General features: G+C 71.1%; 18 protein-coding genes. 11 read left to right on the forward strand and 7 right to left on the reverse strand.

Annotation, left to right across the window (positions count from 1 at the left end; genetic code table 11):
- The first annotated feature begins 110 nt into the window (after positions 1-110).
- The 7 genes from ACIBP6_RS37465 (at position 111) to ACIBP6_RS37495 (ending at position 8720) form a co-directional block, all read left to right on the forward strand.
- On the forward strand, positions 111-1421 hold the full coding sequence (locus ACIBP6_RS37465; RefSeq protein WP_397058728.1) for an ammonium transporter: 1311 nt from the start codon (positions 111-113) through the stop codon (positions 1419-1421).
- Positions 1418-1756, forward strand: coding sequence for a P-II family nitrogen regulator (locus ACIBP6_RS37470; protein ID WP_043616024.1), 339 nt, complete (start codon positions 1418-1420; stop codon positions 1754-1756). Before ACIBP6_RS37465 ends, ACIBP6_RS37470 begins: the two co-directional genes overlap by 4 nt.
- A 157-nt stretch (positions 1757-1913) precedes the next feature.
- Positions 1914-4139 (forward strand): [protein-PII] uridylyltransferase, encoded by a 2226-nt coding sequence (locus ACIBP6_RS37475; protein WP_397058730.1) that lies wholly within the window; start codon positions 1914-1916, stop codon positions 4137-4139.
- A gap of 132 nt (positions 4140-4271) precedes the next feature.
- Positions 4272-7331 carry a sensor histidine kinase gene (locus ACIBP6_RS37480; RefSeq protein WP_397058732.1) on the forward strand — a complete coding sequence of 1020 codons (3060 nt, stop codon included), beginning with the start codon at positions 4272-4274 and terminating at the stop codon, positions 7329-7331.
- A 21-nt stretch (positions 7332-7352) separates the two neighbouring features.
- A complete protein-coding gene (locus ACIBP6_RS37485; RefSeq protein WP_111179200.1) occupies positions 7353-7775 on the forward strand; it encodes a roadblock/LC7 domain-containing protein in 423 nt (140 codons plus the stop codon).
- A 26-nt stretch (positions 7776-7801) separates the two neighbouring features.
- On the forward strand, positions 7802-8164 hold the full coding sequence (locus tag ACIBP6_RS37490; RefSeq protein WP_397058735.1) for a DUF742 domain-containing protein: 363 nt from the start codon (positions 7802-7804) through the stop codon (positions 8162-8164).
- Positions 8145-8720, forward strand: a complete 576-nt coding sequence (locus tag ACIBP6_RS37495) for a GTP-binding protein (protein ID WP_132613809.1) — start codon at positions 8145-8147, stop codon at positions 8718-8720. The genes ACIBP6_RS37490 and ACIBP6_RS37495 overlap by 20 nt, the downstream gene beginning before the upstream one ends.
- A 6-nt stretch (positions 8721-8726) precedes the next feature.
- Here ACIBP6_RS37495 and ACIBP6_RS37500 read toward each other — a convergent pair whose 3' ends face one another.
- Positions 8727-9518, reverse strand: a complete 792-nt coding sequence (locus ACIBP6_RS37500) for a nitroreductase/quinone reductase family protein (protein ID WP_397058737.1) — start codon at positions 9516-9518, stop codon at positions 8727-8729.
- Between the two features lie 74 nt (positions 9519-9592).
- On the opposite strand from ACIBP6_RS37500, the gene ACIBP6_RS37505 reads away from it, so the two are divergent.
- Positions 9593-10045 (forward strand): MarR family transcriptional regulator, encoded by a 453-nt coding sequence (locus tag ACIBP6_RS37505; RefSeq protein ID WP_397058739.1) that lies wholly within the window; start codon positions 9593-9595, stop codon positions 10043-10045.
- On the opposite strand, the gene ACIBP6_RS37510 is transcribed toward ACIBP6_RS37505, so the two are convergent.
- Positions 10042-10851, reverse strand: a complete 810-nt coding sequence (locus ACIBP6_RS37510; protein WP_132613803.1) for an ABC transporter permease — start codon at positions 10849-10851, stop codon at positions 10042-10044. The genes ACIBP6_RS37505 and ACIBP6_RS37510 overlap by 4 nt on opposite strands.
- Positions 10848-11816 (reverse strand): ATP-binding cassette domain-containing protein, encoded by a 969-nt coding sequence (locus tag ACIBP6_RS37515; RefSeq protein ID WP_397058741.1) that lies wholly within the window; start codon positions 11814-11816, stop codon positions 10848-10850. The genes ACIBP6_RS37510 and ACIBP6_RS37515 overlap by 4 nt, the downstream gene beginning before the upstream one ends.
- A 40-nt stretch (positions 11817-11856) precedes the next feature.
- On the opposite strand from ACIBP6_RS37515, the gene ACIBP6_RS37520 reads away from it, so the two are divergent.
- On the forward strand, positions 11857-12627 hold the full coding sequence (locus ACIBP6_RS37520) for a TetR/AcrR family transcriptional regulator (RefSeq protein WP_132613799.1): 771 nt from the start codon (positions 11857-11859) through the stop codon (positions 12625-12627).
- Positions 12628-12890: 263 nt separating this feature from the next.
- Positions 12891-13625: an alpha/beta hydrolase gene (locus ACIBP6_RS37525; RefSeq protein WP_397058744.1), complete on the forward strand. Its 735-nt coding sequence runs from the start codon at positions 12891-12893 to the stop codon at positions 13623-13625.
- A 50-nt stretch (positions 13626-13675) separates the two neighbouring features.
- Here the strand turns inward: ACIBP6_RS37525 and betA are convergent, their stop codons facing one another.
- The 4 genes from betA to ACIBP6_RS37545 form a co-directional block, all read right to left on the reverse strand.
- Positions 13676-15307 carry a choline dehydrogenase gene (betA, locus tag ACIBP6_RS37530; protein ID WP_397058746.1) on the reverse strand — a complete coding sequence of 544 codons (1632 nt, stop codon included), beginning with the start codon at positions 15305-15307 and terminating at the stop codon, positions 13676-13678.
- A 179-nt stretch (positions 15308-15486) separates the two neighbouring features.
- Positions 15487-16461: an ABC transporter substrate-binding protein gene (locus ACIBP6_RS37535; protein ID WP_397058748.1), complete on the reverse strand. Its 975-nt coding sequence runs from the start codon at positions 16459-16461 to the stop codon at positions 15487-15489.
- A complete protein-coding gene (locus tag ACIBP6_RS37540; protein WP_397058750.1) occupies positions 16458-18371 on the reverse strand; it encodes an ABC transporter permease in 1914 nt (637 codons plus the stop codon). The genes ACIBP6_RS37535 and ACIBP6_RS37540 overlap by 4 nt, the downstream gene beginning before the upstream one ends.
- The gene (locus tag ACIBP6_RS37545) at positions 18368-19423 is read right to left on the reverse strand and encodes a quaternary amine ABC transporter ATP-binding protein (RefSeq protein WP_246074936.1); all 1056 of its coding nucleotides are present in this window, start codon (positions 19421-19423) and stop codon (positions 18368-18370) included. The genes ACIBP6_RS37540 and ACIBP6_RS37545 overlap by 4 nt, the downstream gene beginning before the upstream one ends.
- A gap of 233 nt (positions 19424-19656) precedes the next feature.
- Between ACIBP6_RS37545 and ACIBP6_RS37550 the strand changes: the two genes are divergently transcribed.
- Entirely contained in the window at positions 19657-20079 is a 423-nt protein-coding gene (locus ACIBP6_RS37550; protein ID WP_132613789.1) for a roadblock/LC7 domain-containing protein, read from the forward strand.
- The last annotated feature ends 23 nt before the right edge of the window (positions 20080-20102 follow it).

Below are 20102 nucleotides of genomic sequence, written 5' to 3' on the forward strand. Positions count from 1 at the left end.
CCGAAACACCGTCGCGGCGAGATTCACGAATGTGAAACACACCTGGTCGAGCCACGAAACCCCGGCCGAACACGCTGTGGCCACACGTCACACGTAAGGAGGGTCGCGTCGTGGAGATCGATGGCGGCACTACTGCCTGGATGCTCGTGGCCACCGCCATGGTGCTACTGATGACTCCGGGCCTCGCGCTGTTCTATGGCGGTATGACCAGGGCCAAGAGTGTCCTGAACATGATGATGATGTCGTTCGGCGCCATCATCGTCGTGACCGTCGCCTGGGTGCTGTTCGGGCACTCGCTGGCGTTCACCGACAACCCGAGCTCGGCGATCAACAACTTCGTCGGCGGCTTCGACGCTCTCGGCCTGCAGAGCCTGGTGGACACCGCCACCAAGGACGACGGCACCGGCATGCCGAGCCTGATCTTCTCCGCCTTCCAGCTGACGTTCGCCATCATCACGGTCGCCCTGATCAGCGGCGCGATCGCGGACCGGGCGAAGTTCGGCGCGTGGATGCTCTTCGGCGTCCTGTGGGTCACGATCGTCTACTTCCCGGTCGCGCACTGGGTCTGGGGCACCGGCTGGCTCAACACGATGGGCATCGAGGACTTCGCGGGCGGCACCGTCGTCCACATCAACGCCGGAGCCGCGGCGCTGGCGCTGGCCCTGGTCATCGGCAAGCGCCAGGGCTGGCGCAAGGAGCCGATGCGCCCGCACAACCTGACCATGGTCCTGCTCGGCGCGGGTCTGCTGTGGTTCGGCTGGTTCGGCTTCAACGCCGGCTCGGAACTCGCCGTCGACGGCACCGCCGCCCTGGCGTTCATCAACACCCAGATCGCCACCGCGGTCGCGGCCGGCGCCTGGATCGTGGTGGAGAAGCTGCGTGACGGCCACTCCACCAGCCTGGGCGTCGCCTCCGGCGCCGTCGCCGGTCTGGTCGCCATCACGCCCGCCTGTGGTTTCGTCGACCCGTGGGCCGCCGGCGTCATCGGCCTGTTCGCTGGTGCGATCTGTGCCTACGCGGTCGGCCTGAAGTACAAGTTCGGCTACGACGACTCGCTCGACGTCGTGGGCGTCCACCTGGTGGGCGGCGTCGTCGGCGCCGTCTCGCTCGGCTTCCTGGCCGCCTACCCGTTCCTCGACCAGCAGAGCGAGGGCCTGTTCTACGGCGGCGGCTGGGGCCAGCTGGGCCTGCAGGTCCTCGGCCCGATCGCGGTCGGCGGCTACTCGTTCATCGTCAGCTGGGTGCTGGGCAAGATCATCGACAAGACGATGGGCTTCCGCATCACCGCCGAGGACGAGGTCACCGGCGTCGACATCACCACCCACGCCGAGACCGGCTACGACCTCGGCACCATCCACGCCTCCGGCGTGTCGTCCCCCAACGGCCCGCTCACCCCCGCTCCTAAGAAGGTGGACGCATGAGGCTCATCACCGCGATCATCAAGCCCTTCAAGCTCGATGACGTGAAGGCCGCGCTTGAGCAGTTCGGCATCAAGGGCATGACCGTCAGCGAAGCGAGCGGCTACGGCCGCCAGCGCGGTCACACCGAGGTCTACCGCGGCGCCGAGTACCAGGTCGACCTGGTGCCGAAGGTGCGGCTGGAGGTCCTGGCGGAGGAGGACGACGCCGAGGACGTGATCGACGTCATCGTCAAGGCCGCCCACACCGGCAAGATCGGTGATGGCAAGGTCTGGTCCGTGCCGGTCGACACCGTGATCCGGGTGCGTACGGGAGAGCGGGGTCCGGAAGCCCTGTGAGGGATTGGCAGCGAGGCGAGGACGCGGATCAGGGGTGCGTCCTCGCGGAGCGAAGCCGGCGCGGCACCAACTCGCGGCGCCGCCCGGACGGCGCCGTCCGGCCGGCGCCCGGCGGGCTTTTCACGAAGGAACCGGGCCGCGCCGAAGGGGAGCAGCAGTGAGGGGAGAGGCCCGCTCGTACGCCGCGGCCCGTAAGGAGCGGACCGCCGACACCGACCGCTGGCTCAAGGATCTCTTCCGTACGGCGAGCGACGGCGAGCAGGTCTCCCTGGTCGCCGTCGGCAGCCTCGGCAGGGCGGAGCCGGCCCCCGGGAGCGACCTCGACCTGGTGCTGCTCCACAACGGCCGGGCCGACGTGGCGCGGATCGCCGACCGCATCTGGTACCCGATCTGGGATTCGGCGGCCACCCTCGACCACTCCGTGCGCACCGTCGAGGAGGCGGTGTCCGTCGCCCGGCAGGATCTCAAGGCCGTGCTCGGCCTCATCCAGGCCCGCCACGTGGCGGGCGACCCCGACCTGACCAGGAAGGCCAGGGAGGCGGTGCTCGCCGAGTGGCGCGCCGACTCCCGGCGCAGGCTCGGCGAGCTGCGCGAGTCCGCCGACAAGCGCGCCCAGGTCAGCGGCGAGCTGGCCTTCCTCCTCGAACCCGACCTCAAGGACGGCCGCGGCGGGCTCCGCGACGTCCAGGCCATGCAGGCCGTGGCCGCGGCCTGGGTCGCCTCGGCGCCGGGGCCGCGGGCGCGGGAGGCGTACGAGTTCATCCTCGACGTGCGGCACGCGCTGCACCTGGTCACCGCGCGCGGCACCGACCGGCTCGTCCTGCAGGAACAGGACGCGGTCGCCGGGCTGCTCGGCCTGCTCGACGCCGAGGCGCTGATGCGCAGGCTCGCCGAGGCGGGCCGGACGATCGCGCACGCCTTCGACGCCACCTGGCGCACGGTGGACAAGCTGCTGTCGGGCCCGGCCCCGCGCGGCCGCCGCCCGCTGGCCGACGGCGTGGTCGAGCACGGCGGCGAAGTCGTGCTGGCCAGAGGCGTCAACGTGCCCAAGGACCCGGTGCTGGTGCTGCGCGCCGCCGCCGCGGCGGCCGACTCCGGGCTGCCGATGGCGCCCGCCACGGTGTCCGTCCTCGCCTCCAAGTCGCCACCCATGCCGGTGCCCTGGCCCGAGGAGGCCCGCGACGCGCTGGTCGCGATCCTCGGCGCCGGCCGGGCCGCCGTGCCCGTGTGGGAGGAGCTCGACCAGGCCGGCATCCTGGTCAAGCTGCTGCCCGACTGGGAGCGCGTGCGCCACCGCCCGCAGCGCAACCCCATCCACCGCTTCACCGTCGACCGGCACCTCATCGAGGCCGCGGCCAACGCCGCCGGCCACACCCGCGAGGTCTCCCGCCCCGACCTGCTGCTGATCGCGGCGCTCCTGCACGACATCGGCAAGGGCTGGCCGGGCGACCACTCGGCGACCGGCGAGATCGTGGTCCGCGACATCGCCGCCCGCATCGGCCTGCCCCCGCAGGACGTCGACACGCTGGCCACCGTCGTACGCCACCATCTGCTGCTGCCCGAGACCGCCACCCGGCGCGACCTCGACGACCCCGTCACCATCGAGAAGGTCGCGGGCACCGTCGGCTCGCGCGAGGTGCTCGACCTGCTGGCCGCGCTCGCGGTCGCCGACGGCAACGCGACCGGCCCGGCGGCCTGGAACAGCTGGAAGGCCGGGCTCGTCGCCGACCTCGTGCGCCGGGTCAGGTCCGTCCTGGCGGGCTCGCCGCCGCCCAAGCCGCCCATGCTCTCCGAGCGGCAGGCGGCGCTGGCTCGCCACGGCGGCGGCGCCGTCCGGGTCAACGGGGGAGCGGTCACGGTGGTCGCCCCCGACCGCGTCGGCCTGCTGTGGAGCGCCGCCGGGGTGCTCGCCGCCCACCGCCTCGTCGTCCGCTCCGCCTCGGCCGCCTCCGCCGGCTCCACGGCGGTGATCGAGTTCTCCGTCATCCCCGAGTACGGGTCCCCGCCCGACCCCGCGACCCTGGAGGCCGATCTCCGTCTCGTCCTTGCCGGCCGTCTTGACATCGAGCAGCGGCTCGCCCGCCGGGCCCGGTCGGTCCGCCCGCCGCGCGTGCCCGTGGCGCCACCTCGGGTGACGCTGGTCGACGACGCCTCCGCGACCGCCACCGTGGTGGAAGTCAGAGCCCATGACAGGCCGGGGCTTCTGTGGCGTATCGGACGGGCGTTCGGTGACTGCGGTCTTGACGTGAGAGCCGCCCGCGTGGAGACTCTCGGCGCGGAGGCGGTGGACGTCTTCTATGTTGTGGACCGCGCAGGTCGCCCCCTCAGCGACGACGCGCAGAGGAGCCAAGTCCGCGATCAGGTCCTTTCCGCACTGCGATAACCAACAACACACAAGTATCGGTCACGTTTGTAACAATTGTGTCCGAAATGCCTGGTAACGCATGGCCTGCGGATACCTTGTGGGACGGCTTGGTGCCGTTACGGGCGGGACGAATGAGGGGTAGCGGAAGCGGTGACTACGGGGAACTCCGGCAGCGGCCTCGCCGCGCAGCCTGATCGCGGCAAGCGGTCACTGCGGCGCTTCGGCCTGCGGAACTGGCGCGTGCGGTGGCGGCTCACCGCGCTCATCCTGGTGCCCACCGTCGCCGTCGTGGTGCTCGGCGGTGAGCGCGTGGTGGGCTCGGTGCAGAGCATCGGCGTGTACGACCGCACCGCGTCCGCCGCCGAGAAGGCCGGCCGGGTCCGCGACCTCGTGCAGGCCATCGGGCTCGAACGTGACACAGCCGGTTGGAGCGGGGCCAACCGAGCGGTGCGCAGGCAGCTGGCACCGGAGCTCGCGCAGCGCAAGGCGTCCGTCGACACGCTGGTCAGGGCCGTGCGCGCCGACATCTCGGCCCTCGACGACTCCTACGGCTCCCGCGTCGTGCGGGCGGCCGAGCAGGCCGACTACGACCTCGCCCGGCTGCCGCAGATCAGGCAGGAGGGCGCCACCGAGACCAACCGGTACGACTTCCTCACCGACACCCTGCTCAAGCTGCACGACGAGCTGGGCCTGCTGTCCGACGACTCGCAGATCATCGGCGACTTCCGCGCCCTGAGCGCCCTCGCCGCCGCCAAGGAGGAGGTCTCCCGCCAGCGTGTCCAGCTGCTGCGCGCCTCCTACGACTCCGTGAACGTGGGCGCCAAGGAGGTCGAGGACTTCATCGCCTCCAACGCCCGCCAGCAGAGCGACCTCGCCACAGTGGGCGCCGAGGCCGGCACCGAGGTCGGCACGGAGCTGGCCAAGGTGCTGATGTCCCAGCCCGAGTACGTCAACATCCAGCTCACCAAGTCGCGCGCGATCACGCTCGCCAGCGGCCGCTCGCCAGGCGCCCGGATCACCGACAACCTGATCTCCGCCAGGGCCGAGCGCCAGCAGTGGTTCGACGACAACTCCGCCGTCATCGAGATCCTGAGCGGCGTCGAGAAGGACCTCGCCGACAAGGTGAACCTGCGCGGCCAGGAGCTGCGCGACTCCGAGACCCGCAGCGCGATCATCGCCGGCGCCCTGATCCTGGCGCTGCTGATCGCCGTGCTGCTGCTGGCCGTCGCCATCGCCCGCTCCATGGTGACCCCGCTGCGCCGGCTGCGCACGGAGGCGCTGGAGATCGCCGGTTTCCGGCTGCCCGACGTGGTGCGCCGGCTGCGCGTCAGCGGCGACGCCGCCGCGGGCGACGTCCAGCCGATCGCGGTCGAGGGCAACGACGAGATCGGCGAGGTGGCCCGCGCCTTCGACCAGGTGCACCGGCAGGCCGTCCGCCTGGCGGGCGAGGAGGCCGAGCTGCGCAGCAACATCAGCTCGATGTTCGTCAACCTCTCGCGCCGCACCCAGACGCTGGTCGAGCGGCAGATCTCGCTGATCGACGGCCTGGAGAAGGGCGAGGAGGACGGCGCCCGCCTGGCCGACCTGTTCAAGCTCGACCACCTGGCCACCCGCATGCGCCGCAACTCCGAGAACCTGCTGGTCCTCGCCGGCCACGAGGCCACCCGCCGGCGCAGCCAGCCGGCCAAGCTCGTCGACGTCGTGCGCGCCGCGCTGTCGGAGGTCGAGGGCTACGAGCGCGTCCAGGTCAGGGTGCACCGGGCCACGTCGGTGGTCGGCAGCTCCGCCAACGACCTCGTCCACCTGGTCGCCGAGCTGGTCGAGAACGCCATCCAGTTCTCCCCGAGCAACTCCCAGGTCACGGTGACCAGCAGCCTCATCGAGGGCGGCGGCGCGCTGCTGTCGGTGACCGACACCGGCATCAGCATGACCGACGACGAGCTCGCCGAGGCCAACCGCCGGCTGGCCGAGCCACCGGTCGTGGACGTGTCGGTCTCCCGGCGCATGGGCCTGTTCGTGGTCGGCCGCCTGGCGCTGCGCCACGGCATCCGGGTGCAGCTGAGGAAGGGCGACGGCAGCGGCCTGATCGCCATGGTGCTGCTGCCGCCCGCGATCATCGCCGACGGCGCCCAGCAGCAGCCGCTGCCGCAGCGGCCCGCGTTCGGCGGCGGCACCGTGCCGACTCCTCAGAACGGCACGTTCCGCTCGTTCGACTCCTTCGAGGGTGGCCCGGCACGGCCCGGCGCCGCGAACGGCCACGCCCGGCCCAACAGCCCGACCGCCCCCGCCCCAGGGCCCGCCCGCCAGAGCCCGTTCGACAGCGGCCCGTTGGACAGCCCGTCGAACAGTGGCCCGTCGAACAGTGGCCCGTCGAACAGTGGGCCGCCAAGCAGTGGTCCCGCGAGCGGTGGCCCGTCCACCAGCGGGCTCTTCGACAGCGGCCCTCTCAACGGCGGTCCTCTCAACGGCGGGCCCTTCAACAGCGGCGCGTTCGACAGCGGGCCCGCCCGTCAGGGTCCCCGCTCGTTCGACAGCACGCCGGGCATGCCACGGCCGTCGTTCGGCGCGGGACCGGCCGGCAACGGCTCCGATCTCGGCCCGCGGCGCAGGCCGCCGGGCGGGTTCGACACGAGCGCGTTCCCCGGCACGGGCTCGTTCCCGTCCGTCGACGGCCCATCTGGTAATGGCGCGTTCCAAACTCCGCCGCCTCCGCCGGTCCCGCCGTCGTACTCGACGAACGACGTGCGCAGGCCCGACCCGGCGCCCTCGGTGGAGGTCTCGCCGATGGAGGCGGAGCAGGAGGAGTTCCTGCCGATCTTCGCCTCGGTCGAGTCGGCGTGGTTCCGCAGGCCGGAGGGCGAGGCCGAGCCCCAGGCGAACGGCGGAGGAGAGACCGCGTCCGCGCAAGCCGTACCCTCTGGGGAGGAAGCGTGGCGGACGGCCGCGGACGCCGGATGGCGCGCGGCGGCCAAAGCCAGCGAGCCCAGTCTCGGCGGCGTGACCGCCGCCGGGCTGCCCAAGCGCACCCCCAAAGCCAACCTGGTGCCAGGTACGGCCAGCCAGCCCGCCCAGGCTCCGCAGCCGCAGCGGCAGGCGCCGGCCGCTCTTCCGGTCTCCGCAGACCGGGTGCGCAGCCGGCTGGCCAGCTACCAGCAGGGTGTGCGACGGGCCCGCCAAGAAGTTCGTGGACAGGAGGAACAGAGTGAATAAGCGTCCCGCCGGGGAGGATGCGTGACAACGCTTAGCCATGAGGCGCACAGGTTCGACTGGCTGATCACCGACTTCGTCCGCAACACTCCCGGAGTCGCCCATGCCGTCGTCGTCTCGGCGGACGGGCTGTGCCTGGCCGCCTCGGAGGGATTCCCTCCGGACCGGGCCGACCAGCTCGCGGCGGTCTCCGCCGGTCTGCTGAGCCTGACCGTGGGTGCGTCCAGGGTGTTCGAGGGCGGCGCGGTGACGCAGACCGTCGTCGAGATGCAGCGTGGCCTGCTGCTGGTCATGGCCATCAGCGACGGCTCGGTGCTGACTGTTCTGGCGGGGCCGGATTGTGACATGGGCCTCGTGGCGTACCAGATGACCTTGCTGGTAGACAGGGCGGGACAGGCTCTGACGCCCGCGTTGCGTGCTGAGCTGCAGGCCGCCAGGAGCCGGTGATGTGATGGAACTGATGGGAGCGGGCCGTGTACGGCTCTGACGGCACAGGGGACGAGGAGCCCCTGTTCCGTCCTTACGCGGTGACGGGCGGCCGATCGGAGCCGCGTTACCACCTCGCGATGGAGACCCTGATCTCGGCGATGTCCATCCCGGACGACGAGATGGCCATGCTCACCCCCGAGCAGGAGGCCATCATGCAACTGTGCCGGACGTTCCGGTCGGTCGCCGAGATCTCGGCCCTGCTCCGCGTCCCGCTGGGCGTGGCGCGGGTGATCGTGGCGGACATGTCCGACGAAGGACTCGTACGCCTCCACCACCCGCGCCTCAGTCAGGGACAGCCAGACCTCAACATGCTCGAAAGGGTGCTCAGTGGACTACGCAGGCTCTAGCCCCGGCCTCACGTCGACGAAGATCGTCGTCGCCGGGGGGTTCGGCGTCGGGAAGACGACGTTCGTGGGGGCGGTGTCCGAGATCCTGCCGCTCACCACGGAAGCGGTGATGACGGACGCGTCCGCGGGCATCGACGACCTGGGCATGACGCCGAACAAGCAGACCACGACCGTGGCCATGGACTTCGGCCGGCTGTCCCTCGACCGCGATCTGATCCTCTACCTGTTCGGCACGCCCGGGCAGCACCGGTTCTGGTTCATGTGGGACGACCTGGTGCGGGGGGCGATCGGCGCCGTGGTGCTGCTCGACACGCGCCGCCTGGCCGACAGCTTTCCGGCCATCGACTACTTCGAAGAGGCCAAGCTGCCGTTCGTGGTCGGCATCAACGGCTGGGACGGGCAGTTCATGCACTCCGACGAGGAGGTCAGGGAGGCGCTCGCGCTGTCGCCGCACGTGCCCATCGTGCGGACCGACGCCCGTAACCGCGATTCGGTCAAGGCGACGCTCATCGCGCTGGTCGAGCACGTCGTACGCCTGCGTGCGGCGCCCGTCTAGCGCGGTTCACGCCCAGGGCACGCTCGTCAGCGTGTTGAGCAGCGGAACGAGCTGCTCCTCCTCATAGGTGAAATGCGCCTCCAGCTCACCGGCGACGCGCTCCAGCGTCGCCGGGTCGGTGGCGCCGCGCAGCTCCTCGATCAGCGCGGCGATGGCCACGTGCTCGTGGCGCAGCCGTTCGAGCGGCTCCTTCAGCTCGGGATGGCGCTCCTCCAGCCACGGGAACGCGACGCGCTCCTCGCCGCCGTGGTGCGCCGACAGCCCGTCGCAGAACGCCAGGCAGTTCGCCCGCAGCTCGGAGGCGGGGGCCTGGCCGGCGCGCAGCCGGGCCAGCTCCTCGCGGAAGTAGTCGTGGATCTTGACCAGCTCGTCGCCGAACGCGCGCAGCCGCTCGCCGTCCAGGTGGAGCGCGACGACCGGGATGACGCGGCCGGTCCGCTCCTGGTACGCGGCGAAGGCCGGGTCGAGGGCGGCCTGGCGGGCGTACATGCGGTCGCGTTCCTCGCCCTCCAGCGGCGCGGCCCGCGCGGTGAGCCTCTGCCCGCCCAGCTCGACGGTGACCTCCGGGTCGGCCAGGAGGTTGTGGTACCAGGCCGGATGGGTGTCGGCTCCGGCGTTGGTGGCGAAGACGAGGACGCGTTCGCCGTCGCGCAGGTAGACCGCCGGGGTGGTGTGGGGCCTGCCGGTCTTCGCTCCTTTGGTGGTGAGCAGCACCAGGGGCGCGTGCGCGAACCTGCCGCCCACCTCGCCGCCGTTGGCCCGGAACTCCTCGATGACCTGCTGGTTGACGTCAGCCATCTCACTATCCTTGGGTGAGGCGTGAACAGATTTGCTTTGATAGCAAAGCTAATTTAGACAGCAAGGTATTGGTGATGTCAACAGCCGACTCGAGCCTGGACGAGAGCGTCAGGACACTGCTCCTGCTGATGCCCCGGTTGGTGGGGCGGGCCAAGCGGGCCAAGGTGCCCGAGGAGCTGCAGTCGTTGTCACTGGCGCCCCGGCACCTCTCCCTGCTGGCGTATCTGCTGTTCGACGGCTCGATGACGGTGAACGAGCTGGCCGCCCGGCTGGAGGTGGCCCCGGCCACGGTCAGCCTGATGGTCGGCGACCTCAGCAGGAAAGGCGTGCTGGACCGGCGCGAGGACGACGCCGACCGCCGCCGCACGATCGTCAGCATCGCCGACCTGCACCAGCGGGCCATCCACGAATGGCTCGGCTACGGCGTCAACGCGTGGCGGCAGGCGCTGGAGCCGCTCACGCCGGAGGAGCGCCAGGTGGTCGTCCGGACGCTCCTCGCCTACGACGCGGCCCTGACCGAGCGTTAGCGGTCGAGCCGCCGGTAGCGGCGGACCGACAGGACGAAGAACACCACGGTGATCACCACCGGCCAGGCCACCGCCATCGGCACGGCGTGCTGGGCCACCCACGAGTCGCCGCCCCAGCCGGGGTTGCCGAACAACTGCCTGGCCGCCGCCACCGTCGACGACAGCGGGTTCCACTCCGCGACCGCCCCGAGCCAGCCCGGCATGGTGGCCGGCGCGACGAAGGCGTTCGACAGGAACCCGACGGGGAACTCCAGCGTCTGCACCGCCACCACCGCGCCCGGATCCCTGGTGATCAGGCCCAGGTAGATGCCCGCCCACAGCAGCGAGAAGCGCAGGAGCAGCAGCAGGCCCACCGCGCCGAGCGCGCCGGAGAGCGTGGCGGGACGCCAGCCGACGGCCAGGCCGCAGGCCAGCATGCCGGCCAGGACGACGACCGAGTGGAGCAGGTCGGCGATGGCCCGCCCGATCAGCACGGCCGACGGGGACATCGGCAGCGAACGGAACCGGTCGGTGACGCCCTTGGAGACGTCGGTGGTGACGGTGATCATGGTGGAGCTCAGCCCGAAGAGCATCGTCATGCCGTACATGCCGGGCATGAGGAACGCGAAGTAGCCGGCCCCCTCGGGGACGTCCACCGCGCCGCCGAACAGGTAGCCGAAGGCCAGGGTGATCACCACGGGGAAGAGCACCCCGAAGACCACCGTCATGGGCTGGTTGGCCCAGTGGACCAGGTCGCGGCGGGCGACCGTCCAGCCGTCGGCCACGGCCCAGCGCAGCCGTCCTCCGGTCGCGGTCATGGCAGTCATCGGGCGTCACCTCCGGTGAGACTCAGGAAGACCTCGTCCAGGGTCGGGCGGCGTACGGCGACGTCCTCGGCCTCGACGCCGGCCTCGGCGAAGGCGGCCAGCACCCCGGTGAGGGCCGCGACCCGCTCGCCGACCGGCGCGCTCACCCGCCGGGTGTCCTGGTCGACCTCGGGCGGGCCGCCGGCCGCCCGGGCGACGATCTCGGCCGCCTGCGCCAGCCGGGCGGGGTCGTGGACCACCACGTCGAGCCGGTCGCCGCCGAGCTTGGCCTTGAGCTCGGCGGGGGAGCCCTCGGCGACGACCCGGCCGGCGTCGATGACCGAGATCCGGTCGGCGAGCTGGTCGGCCTCCTCCAGGTACTGCGTGGTCAGCAGCACCGTGGTGCCGGCGACGACCAGCTCGCGCACCGCGCGCCAGATCTCGGCGCGGCTGCGCGGGTCGAGGCCCGTCGTCGGCTCGTCCAGGAACAGCACCGGCGGGGCCAGGATCATCCCGGCGGCCAGGTCGAGCCGGCGTCGCATGCCGCCGGAATACTCCTTGACCGGCCCGGCGTGTGCCAGGCCGAAACGTTCGAGCAGCTCGCCGGCCCTGGCCCGGGCCTGCGCGGCGCCCAGGTGGGACAGCCGGCCGAACAGCTCGAGGTTCTGCCGGCCGGTGAGCAGCTCGTCCACCGCGGCGTGCTGGCCGACCAGGCCGATGCTGCGGCGTACCTGCCTCGGGTGGGTCGCCACGTCGAAGCCGGCCACCTCCGCCCGGCCGCCGGAGGGGCGCAGAAGAGTGGTGAGGATGCGTACCGCCGTGGTCTTGCCGGCGCCGTTGGGGCCGAGCAGGCCGCAGACCGTGCCCTGGCCGACGTCGAGGTCGATGCCGTCCAGCGCCGTCGTGCCGCCGTACGTCTTGCGCAGGCCGCGCGCGACTATCAATGCCGCCTCCCCTATCGTATCGTACGGTGTACCGTACGCCATACGGAAGCGTGACGGCAACCGTACGGTGTACCGTACGAAGGTGACCGTGGAGTACTCAGGAAAGGGCGACCCCGCGCGCAGCCTCGCCCTCCTCTGGCGCACCGGCGAGCGGGCCAGCCGCAAGGGCAAGCCCGAGCTGAGCGTCGACCGCATCGTGCGGGCCGCCATCGAGGTGGCCGACGCCGAGGGACTGCAGGCGCTGTCCATGCGGCGGGTGGCCGAGCGCCTCGGCGTGGGTACGATGTCGCTCTACACGTACGTGCCGGGCAAGCCGGAGCTGTTCGACGTCATGCTCGACACGGTGTACGGCGAGACCGCGCGGCCCGAGGACGTCCCCGGCGGCTGGCGCGGCCGGCTGGAGCAGATCGCACGCGAGAACTGGGCGCTCTACCTGCGCCACCCGTGGCTGCTGCAGGTGGCCGCGAGCCGCCCGGTGCTCGGGCCCAACGTCACCGCGAAATACGACTACGAGCTGCGCGCGGTCGACGGCATCGGCCTGACGGACCTGGAGATGGACTCGGTGATCACGCTGATCACCGGGTTCGTGCACGGCGCGGCCCGGGGCGCGGTGGAGGCGGCGCAGGCGGAGAGCCGTACGGGGATGAGCGACGAGCAGTGGTGGGCCGCGCACGCGCCCTTCCTCAGCCGTATCGCCGACCCGGCCCGCTTCCCGGTCGCCGCCCGCGTCGGCCAGTCGGCCGGCGAGGCCCTGAACGCCGCCTACAGCCCCGAGCACGCCTTCGAGTTCGGCCTCCGGCGCGTCCTCGACGGCATCGAAACCCTGGTGACCAGGCGCGAGCACCAGACGTGAAAGGTGCCCTGCGAGCCGCTCCGCGGCTTCGCGGACCGGGCGCGAGGTCTTGAGAGCCCGGTGCGGCGACCGGGACGATCAAGGAAAAAGGGTTGGCCCGGGTGAAGAGCCGGGTGGTAGCTTGCGGGGGATCGTGACACCACGCGAGGAGGTGAGACCCATGAACGCTGTATCGATGTGGGTGCTCCCCCTCGTCGTCACGGTCGGGCGATCGACGTAGGGGTCGCCGGGAGCGCCTCAGGCACTCCTGAGAGGCAACACCTATGCGTTTCACCGCGGAGACATCGTCAGGCGGCGTCCTCGAACGCGAGTTCACCGTGGGCGAGGTTCCCGGCGTGCTCTGGTCGCCCGTGTCCGGGGCCGATCGTGCCCCCCTCGTGCTGCTGGGGCACGGCGGCGGCATGCACAAGAAGGCGCCGGGAACGGTGGGGCGGGCGCACCGCCTCGTGGCCGGCTGCGGGTTCCACGTCGCCGCCGTCGACGCGCCCGGTCACGGCGGGCGGCCGCGTACGGCGACCGACGAGCGGGAGACCGCCGCGCTGCGGCAGGCGATGGCGGCGGGCGAGCCCGTCGGCCCGATCATCATCCGGTACAACGCCCACCTGGCGGAGCGTGCCGTGCCGGAGTGGCAGGCGACCCTGGACGCCCTGCAGAAGCTGCCGGAGATTGACGGGCCGGTCGGCTACTTCGGCCCGAACATGGGTACCGCGATCGGGGTGCCGTTGACGGCGGCCGAGCCCAGGATCACCGCCGCGGTCTTCGGTCTGTTCTGGCCCGACTCCCTGACCGAGGCGGCCAGGCGGATCACCGTGCCGATCGAGTTCGTGCTCCAGTGGGACGACGAGCACATCCCCCGCCAGGCCGGTCTCGCGTTGTTCGACGCCTTCGCCTCGAAGGAGAAGACGTTGCACGCCAACGCGGGCAAACACCTGGAACTTCCGAGGTTCGAGGTCGACAGCGCGGTCCGGTTCTTCGCCCGGCATCTCGGCCGGGCCTGAACGTGACAGGTATCGGAGTCCGGTCACCGGCCGGGCGCCGATACCCGGCACTAGCTCGCGCCGTGCCGGTAGAACTCCACGGGTTCGGGGGGCAGCGGGGTGTTGCCGAGGATGAGGTCGGCGGACTTCTCGGCGAGCATCATGACCGGGGCGTAGATGTTGCCGTTGGTGACGTACGGCATGGCGGAGGCGTCCACGACGCGCAGGCCGTCGAGGCCGTGCACGCGCAGCGTGTCGGGGTCGAGCACCGACATCCCGTCGGTGCCCATCCGGCAGGTGCAGGAAGGGTGCAGGGCGGTCTCGCCGTCCTCGGCGACCCAGGCGAGGATCTCCTCGTCGGTCCGCACTTCCGGCCCGGGGGAGATCTCGCCGCCGTCCAGGCCGGCCCAGGCGGGCTGGGAGAGGATCTTCCTGGCGTGCCGGACCGCCTCCACCCACTCGCTGCGGTCCTGCTCGGTGGACAGGTAGTTGAAGCGCAGGGCGGGCTTGTGCCGCGGATCGGCCGACCTGATCCGTACGGAGCCGCGCGCGTCCGAGTACATCGGCCCGATGTGCACCTGGTAGCCGTGCCCGCCGGCCGGGGCCGAGCCGTCGTAGCGCACGGCGATCGGCAGGAAGTGGAACATCAGGTTCGGGTACGCCACGTCGTCGTTGGAGCGGATGAACCCGCCCGCCTCGAAGTGGTTGGTGGCCCCCGGGCCGCGCCGCAGGAACAGCCAGTTCGCGCCGATGAACGGTCGCCGCCACCACGCCAGCGACGGCTGCTGGGAGACCGGCCGCGTGCAGGCGTGCTGGACGTAGACCTCCAGGTGGTCCTGCAGGTTCTCGCCCACGCCCGGCAGGTCGTGCACCACCTTGATCCCCAACGGCTCCAGCAGCGCTCTCGGGCCCACCCCCGACACCTGCAGCAGTTGCGGGCTGTTGATCGCGCCGCCGCAGAGGACGACCTCGCCGGCCTCGATCCGCTCGCCGTCGCAGAGCACGCCCACCGCCCGCGTGCCCTCGAAGAGGATCTTCTCCACGAACGCGCGGGTCCGCACGGTCAGGTTGGGGCGCCGGCGTACCGGATGCAGGTAGGCGCGGGCCGCGCTGAGCCGCCGCCCCCGGTGGATGGTCCGGTCGAAGGCGGCGAAGCCCTCCTGGCGGAAGCCGTTCACGTCGTCGGTGAGCGGGTGGCCGGCCTGCTGGACCGCCTCGAAGAACGCCTCGAACAGCGGCCCGCGGGCCGGGCCGCGCTCCAGCTTCAGCGGCCCCGCGTCGCCGCGGAACGGCGTGCCGGGATCGGCCAGGCAGCTCTCCATCCTCTTGAAGTACGGCAGGCAGTGCGCGTAGTCCCACTGCTTCATGCCGGGATCGGCGGCCCAGCGCTCGTAGTCGAGCGGGTTGCCACGCTGGAAGATCATGCCGTTGATGCTGCTGGAGCCGCCCAGCACCTTGCCGCGGGCGTGGTAGACCCGTCGGCCGCCCATGAACGGCTCCGGCTCCGACTCGTACTTCCAGTCGTAGAAGCGGCTGCCGATCGGGAACATCAGCGCGGCCGGCATGTGGATGAAGACGTCCCACAGGTAGTCGGGGCGCCCGGCCTCCAGCACGAGTACCGAGGTCGAAGGGTCGGCGCTGAGCCGGCTGGCCAGGGCGCAGCCGGCCGAGCCGCCGCCCACGATGACGAAATCGAACCTCAACGGGGGACCCAGTCCTTTCACCGTCGCCACGGCTGCAGAGAAACACCTGTGGGCGATTTCCCGGGCGTCCCGGGGGTGCTGTGCTTCATCACGGAACGCCCTCTCCAACATTTCCGGTTTTTTCCGGCAGGGAACCCATAAGGGCACTTATCGAGATTTCGGTAGTCCGTAATATCGGATTATTTCGGGATCCACGCCTGCCATACCGTGGGATTGGCCTCGACCCATTTCTTGGCCGCCTGCTCACCCGTCATCCCGCCGTTGGTCATGTCGTCGGCGACGGCGTTCTGGTGCTCGTTCGTCCAGGAGAAATTCTTGACCAGCTCGTACGCCTTGCCCCCGGTGTCCGCGAACCGCTTGCTGACGATCTTGTCGAGGTCCATCTCCGGGTAGTCGCAGGCGACCTTCTTCGGGTCGGCGTCGCAACCCTCGGTGTACGGCGGTAGATTCACCCGGACCAGCTCGGTCTCGCTGAACAACCAGTGCGGGTCCCAGAAGTAGAACAGCAGCGGCCGCCGCTGCTCCTGCGCCTGCTGGGCGCTCTTGATCAGGGCCGCCTCGCTGCCGCCCACGACGACCTTGTAGTCCAGCTTGAGGTTCCTGATCAGGGCGTCCTCGTTGGAGACGTACGACGGGTCGCCGAAGAGCAGCTGGCCCTGGTCGCCCGACTCGGAGGTCCGGAACAGCTCGGCGTACTTGTTGAGGTTGCGGTAGTCGGTGATGCCGGGATACTCGTCGGCCATCCACTTCGGGATGTACCACCCGATGACGCCCTTGTTGCCGGTCGAGCCCGCCTCGACCGCGACCTTCTTCTCCTCGATGAACTGCTTCTTCAGGTCGGGGTGGCCCCAGTTCTCGATGATGACGTCGACGTCGCCGGTCTCGAAGCCCTCCCAGGCCAGCTGCTCCTTGATCTCCGGCAGCTCGACGTCGTGGCCGAGCTCGTTCTCCAGCAGGTACGCCACCACGTTCGCGCTGGCCTCGTACCCGACCCACGGGTTGATCGCGATCTTCACGGTGCCGGACGGACCGGCGGAGGCGCCGGCCCCGCCGGTGGGGGCGGAGGAGCCGGCCGTGCCGTCGACCGTGGCCCCGCCGCAGCCCGTGGCGGCGAGCCCGAGGGCGACGAGGCCCGCGAGCAGGCGAATCTTCATGTCACTTTCCTCTTTCGGGGGGACGGACGCCTGTCGGCGCCCTGCGTGATGCGGTCGAGCATGATCCCTAGCAGGACGGTCGCGACGCCTGCCACGAACCCCATGCCGAAGTCCGTCCGCTGGGAGAAACCGCTGACCACGTCGTAGCCGAGGGCCCCCGCCCCGACCAGACCGCCGATGACCACCATGGCCAGCGTCATCACGATGCCCTGGTTGGCCGCCAGCAGGATCGCCGGCCGTGCCATGGGCAGCTGCACCTTCCACAGCAGCTGTCCCGGCGTCGAGCCTGTGGCGACGGCGGCCTCGACGACGGGGGCGGGCACGGCCCTGATGCCGTCCTCGACCAGGCGCACCACCGGCGGCACCGCGTAGACGACGGAGGCGAAGATCGCCGTGAACCTCGTCGTCCCGAACAGCGCCAGCGCGGGCAGCAGGTACACGAACGCGGGCATGGTCTGCGCGGCGTCCAGCAGCGGACGCTGAACGGCCGAGAACCGCGGCGAGCGGGCCGCGGCCACCCCGAGCACCAGCCCGATCGTCAGCGTCAGCAGCACCGCGACGGCGACCGTGGTCATCGTCTGCATGGTGTGCTCCCAGACGCCGAGCAGCGCGATCCCCAGCAGGCAGGCCAGCGCCGTCAGGGCGCGCCGCGGGCCGCTGACCCGCCAGGCGACCGTCAGCACCGCGAGGGCGACCAGCCACCAGGGGGCCGAGGTGAGCAGCGACTCCAGCGGGTTGAGCAGCGCGTACGTGGTCGCGTCCTTGACGAACGTGGTCACCGCGTACCAGTTCGTCTCCGCCCACGCCACGGCCTGGTTGACCTCGGCGACCACGTTGATCGTGAGGCTCTCGGGCCAGACCCGGGGCAGCACGGGGATGAGCGCGACTCCGGCGGCGGCCGGCACGGCGGCCGAGAGGAGGTCGAGCCGCCGGAGGCGGGCGTGCGGGTCCCTGTCGACCAGGGCCATCGTCATGCGGTCGAGCACCACCGCCATGACGACGATGGCCACGCCGGCCGGGAGCATGATGCCGACCTGGGCGCGGGACAGGCCGCGGATGATGTCGCCGCCCAGGCCGGGCGCGGAGATCAGGCTCGCGATGACGACCATGGACAGCGCCATCATGATCGTCTGGTTGACCGCCAGCGCCATCGTGGACCTGGCCAGCGGCAGGTGGACCTTGACCAACGTCTGCCGGCGGGTGGCCCCGAGCGAGGCCGACGCCTCGACCGCCGTGGGGGAGACCTCCGAGACGGCCAGCGCGGTGATGCGGATGGCCGGCGGGATCGCGTAGATCATCGTCGCGATGGCCCCGGCCGGCGCGCCGATGTGGAAGAACAACGCGAGCGGCGCCAGATACGCGAACGTCGGCATGATCTGCATGACGTCCAGCACCGGGGTGACCGCACGGCGCGCACGGGCGGACAGCCCCGCCCAGACTCCCACCGGGACCCCGATCGCCAGCGACAGCAGCACCGCCACCCCGACCAGGGCCAGCGTGTCCACGCTCGACTCCCACAACCCGAGCACCCCGAACGCGCTCACGCCCGCGACCGCGACCAGCGCGACCCGCCACCCGCCTGCGAGCCAGGCCAGCGCCCCCATGACACCGGTGATCCCCGGCCAGCCGAGAGCGTGCAACACGCTCTGGAAGAGGGTGTGGAGCGCGCCCACGAACAGCCGGATGTAGTTGAGGAAGTACAGGAAGAGCGGGTTGTCGTTGCGGTGGTCGTCGATCCACTCGCGCAGCTCGGTGACGGCCAGGAACTGCGGCGCCTCGTCGTCGTGCGGCAGCGTCGCCGTGCCGCGGAAGACCACGTACGCCGCCGCGAGGACGACCGCCACCCCCGCCGGGACCGCCCATCTCGGCAGCCGGAGCCCGGCGGCCGCGCTGACGGCCGTGCTGCTCATGCGGTCGCCCGCGCGGGCGTGTCCTGACCCGCCAGGAACGCGAGCAGGTCCACGCGGTCGACCACGCCGGCCAGCTCGCCGCCGGCCACGACCTTGATCGGCCGGGAGGAGGCCGACGCGACGCCGATGGCGTCCGCGACCCGCGTGCCGGCGGGTAACTCCGGCCCGTCCAGCGGCTCGCCCGGCTCGGGATCGCGGCAGATCCAGCGCAGGGTCAGCACGTTCGCGCGCGGCACGTCGCGGACGAAATCGGCCACGTAGTCGTCGGCGGGCGCGCCCACCAGCTCCTCGGCCGTGCCGACCTGCACGATCGCGCCCGCCCGCATGATCGCGATGCGTTCGCCCAGCTTGAGCGCCTCGGACAGGTCGTGCGTGATGAAGACCATCGTCTTGCCGACCTCGCGGTGCAGCCGCACCACCTCGGCCTGCATGTCGCGCCTGATCAGCGGGTCGAGCGCGCTGAACGGCTCGTCCAGCAGCATCACCTGCGGATCCACGGCGAGCGCGCGGGCCAGGCCGACGCGCTGCTGCATCCCGCCGGAGAGCTGGTCGGGGTAGGCGTCGGCGTGGCCGTCGAGGCCGACGAGCGAGAGGATCTCCGCCGCCCGCGCGTGGCGCTCGGCCCTGGTCGCGCCCTGGATCTCCAGCCCGTACGCGACGTTGTCGATCACCCTGCGGTGCGGCAGCAGGCCGAAGTGCTGGAAGACCATGCTGACCCGGTGGCGGCGGATCTCGCGCAGCCGGGCGGGGGAGGCGGCGCGGACGTCCTCGCCGCCGATCGTGATCGAGCCGGCGCTCGGCTCGATCAGCCGGGTCAGGCAGCGGACGAGCGTCGACTTCCCGCTGCCCGACAGGCCCATGACCACGAAGACCTCGCCGGGCCGTACGGCGAAACTCACGTCACGGACGGCGGCGGTGCAGCCGGTCTTCTCCCTCAGCGCGGCGGGATCGAGGTGCCGGTCGTCGCCGTCCAGCACTTCACGGGCTCTGGGTCCGAAGATCTTCCAAAGGCCCTCGACCGTGATCGCCGCGCTGTCGGGAGAATCTCCCACGCCCGCCTCCTCGTCGCCGCGCTCAACATATGTCGTGAATAGCGAAATCCTCAACGGCGTGATCGTTCAGAGATCTGTATTGGAACGTGCCAAACGCTCATTGGTGGACATTTATCATGTTAAAGGTTTATTTCCGCATCGGCGGCTTCGAAGAGTGGGGTGAAATTACCGCTATTGCTGGTCTAAATTCTGATACGGGCGCGTGACCGAGAAGACGAGCTTGTGGAGGGCTCATGAAGGAGCTGAGCCAGGCCGCCAGAGACCTCAACTGGCTGGTCTCCGGCTTCGTCGACGAGGTTCCCGGCGTGGCGCACGCCGTCGTGGTCTCCGCGGACGGCCTGCCCATGGCGTTCTCCCGCGGGTTCCCGAAAGACCGCGCCGACCAGCTCGCCGCCATCGCCGCCGGGCTCGTGAGCCTCACCCATGGCTCGGCCCGCGTGTTCGAGGGCGGAGCGGTCGTGCAGACCATCGTGGAGATGCACCGCGGCCTGCTGCTGGTGATGTCGATCAGCGACGGCTCCAGCCTGGCGGTGCTGGCCACACCTGACTGCGACATGGGCCTGGTCGCGTACCAGATGACCATCCTGGTCGAACGCGCAGGTCAGGTGCTCACTCCGGCCGTGCGCGCGGAGTTGTCCGCCAGGCGCCCGTGGTGATGAGGCCGTGGCAGGACGGGGAG

Source organism: Nonomuraea terrae, assembly GCF_044465245.1.
GTDB lineage: Bacteria > Actinomycetota > Actinomycetes > Streptosporangiales > Streptosporangiaceae > Nonomuraea > Nonomuraea terrae.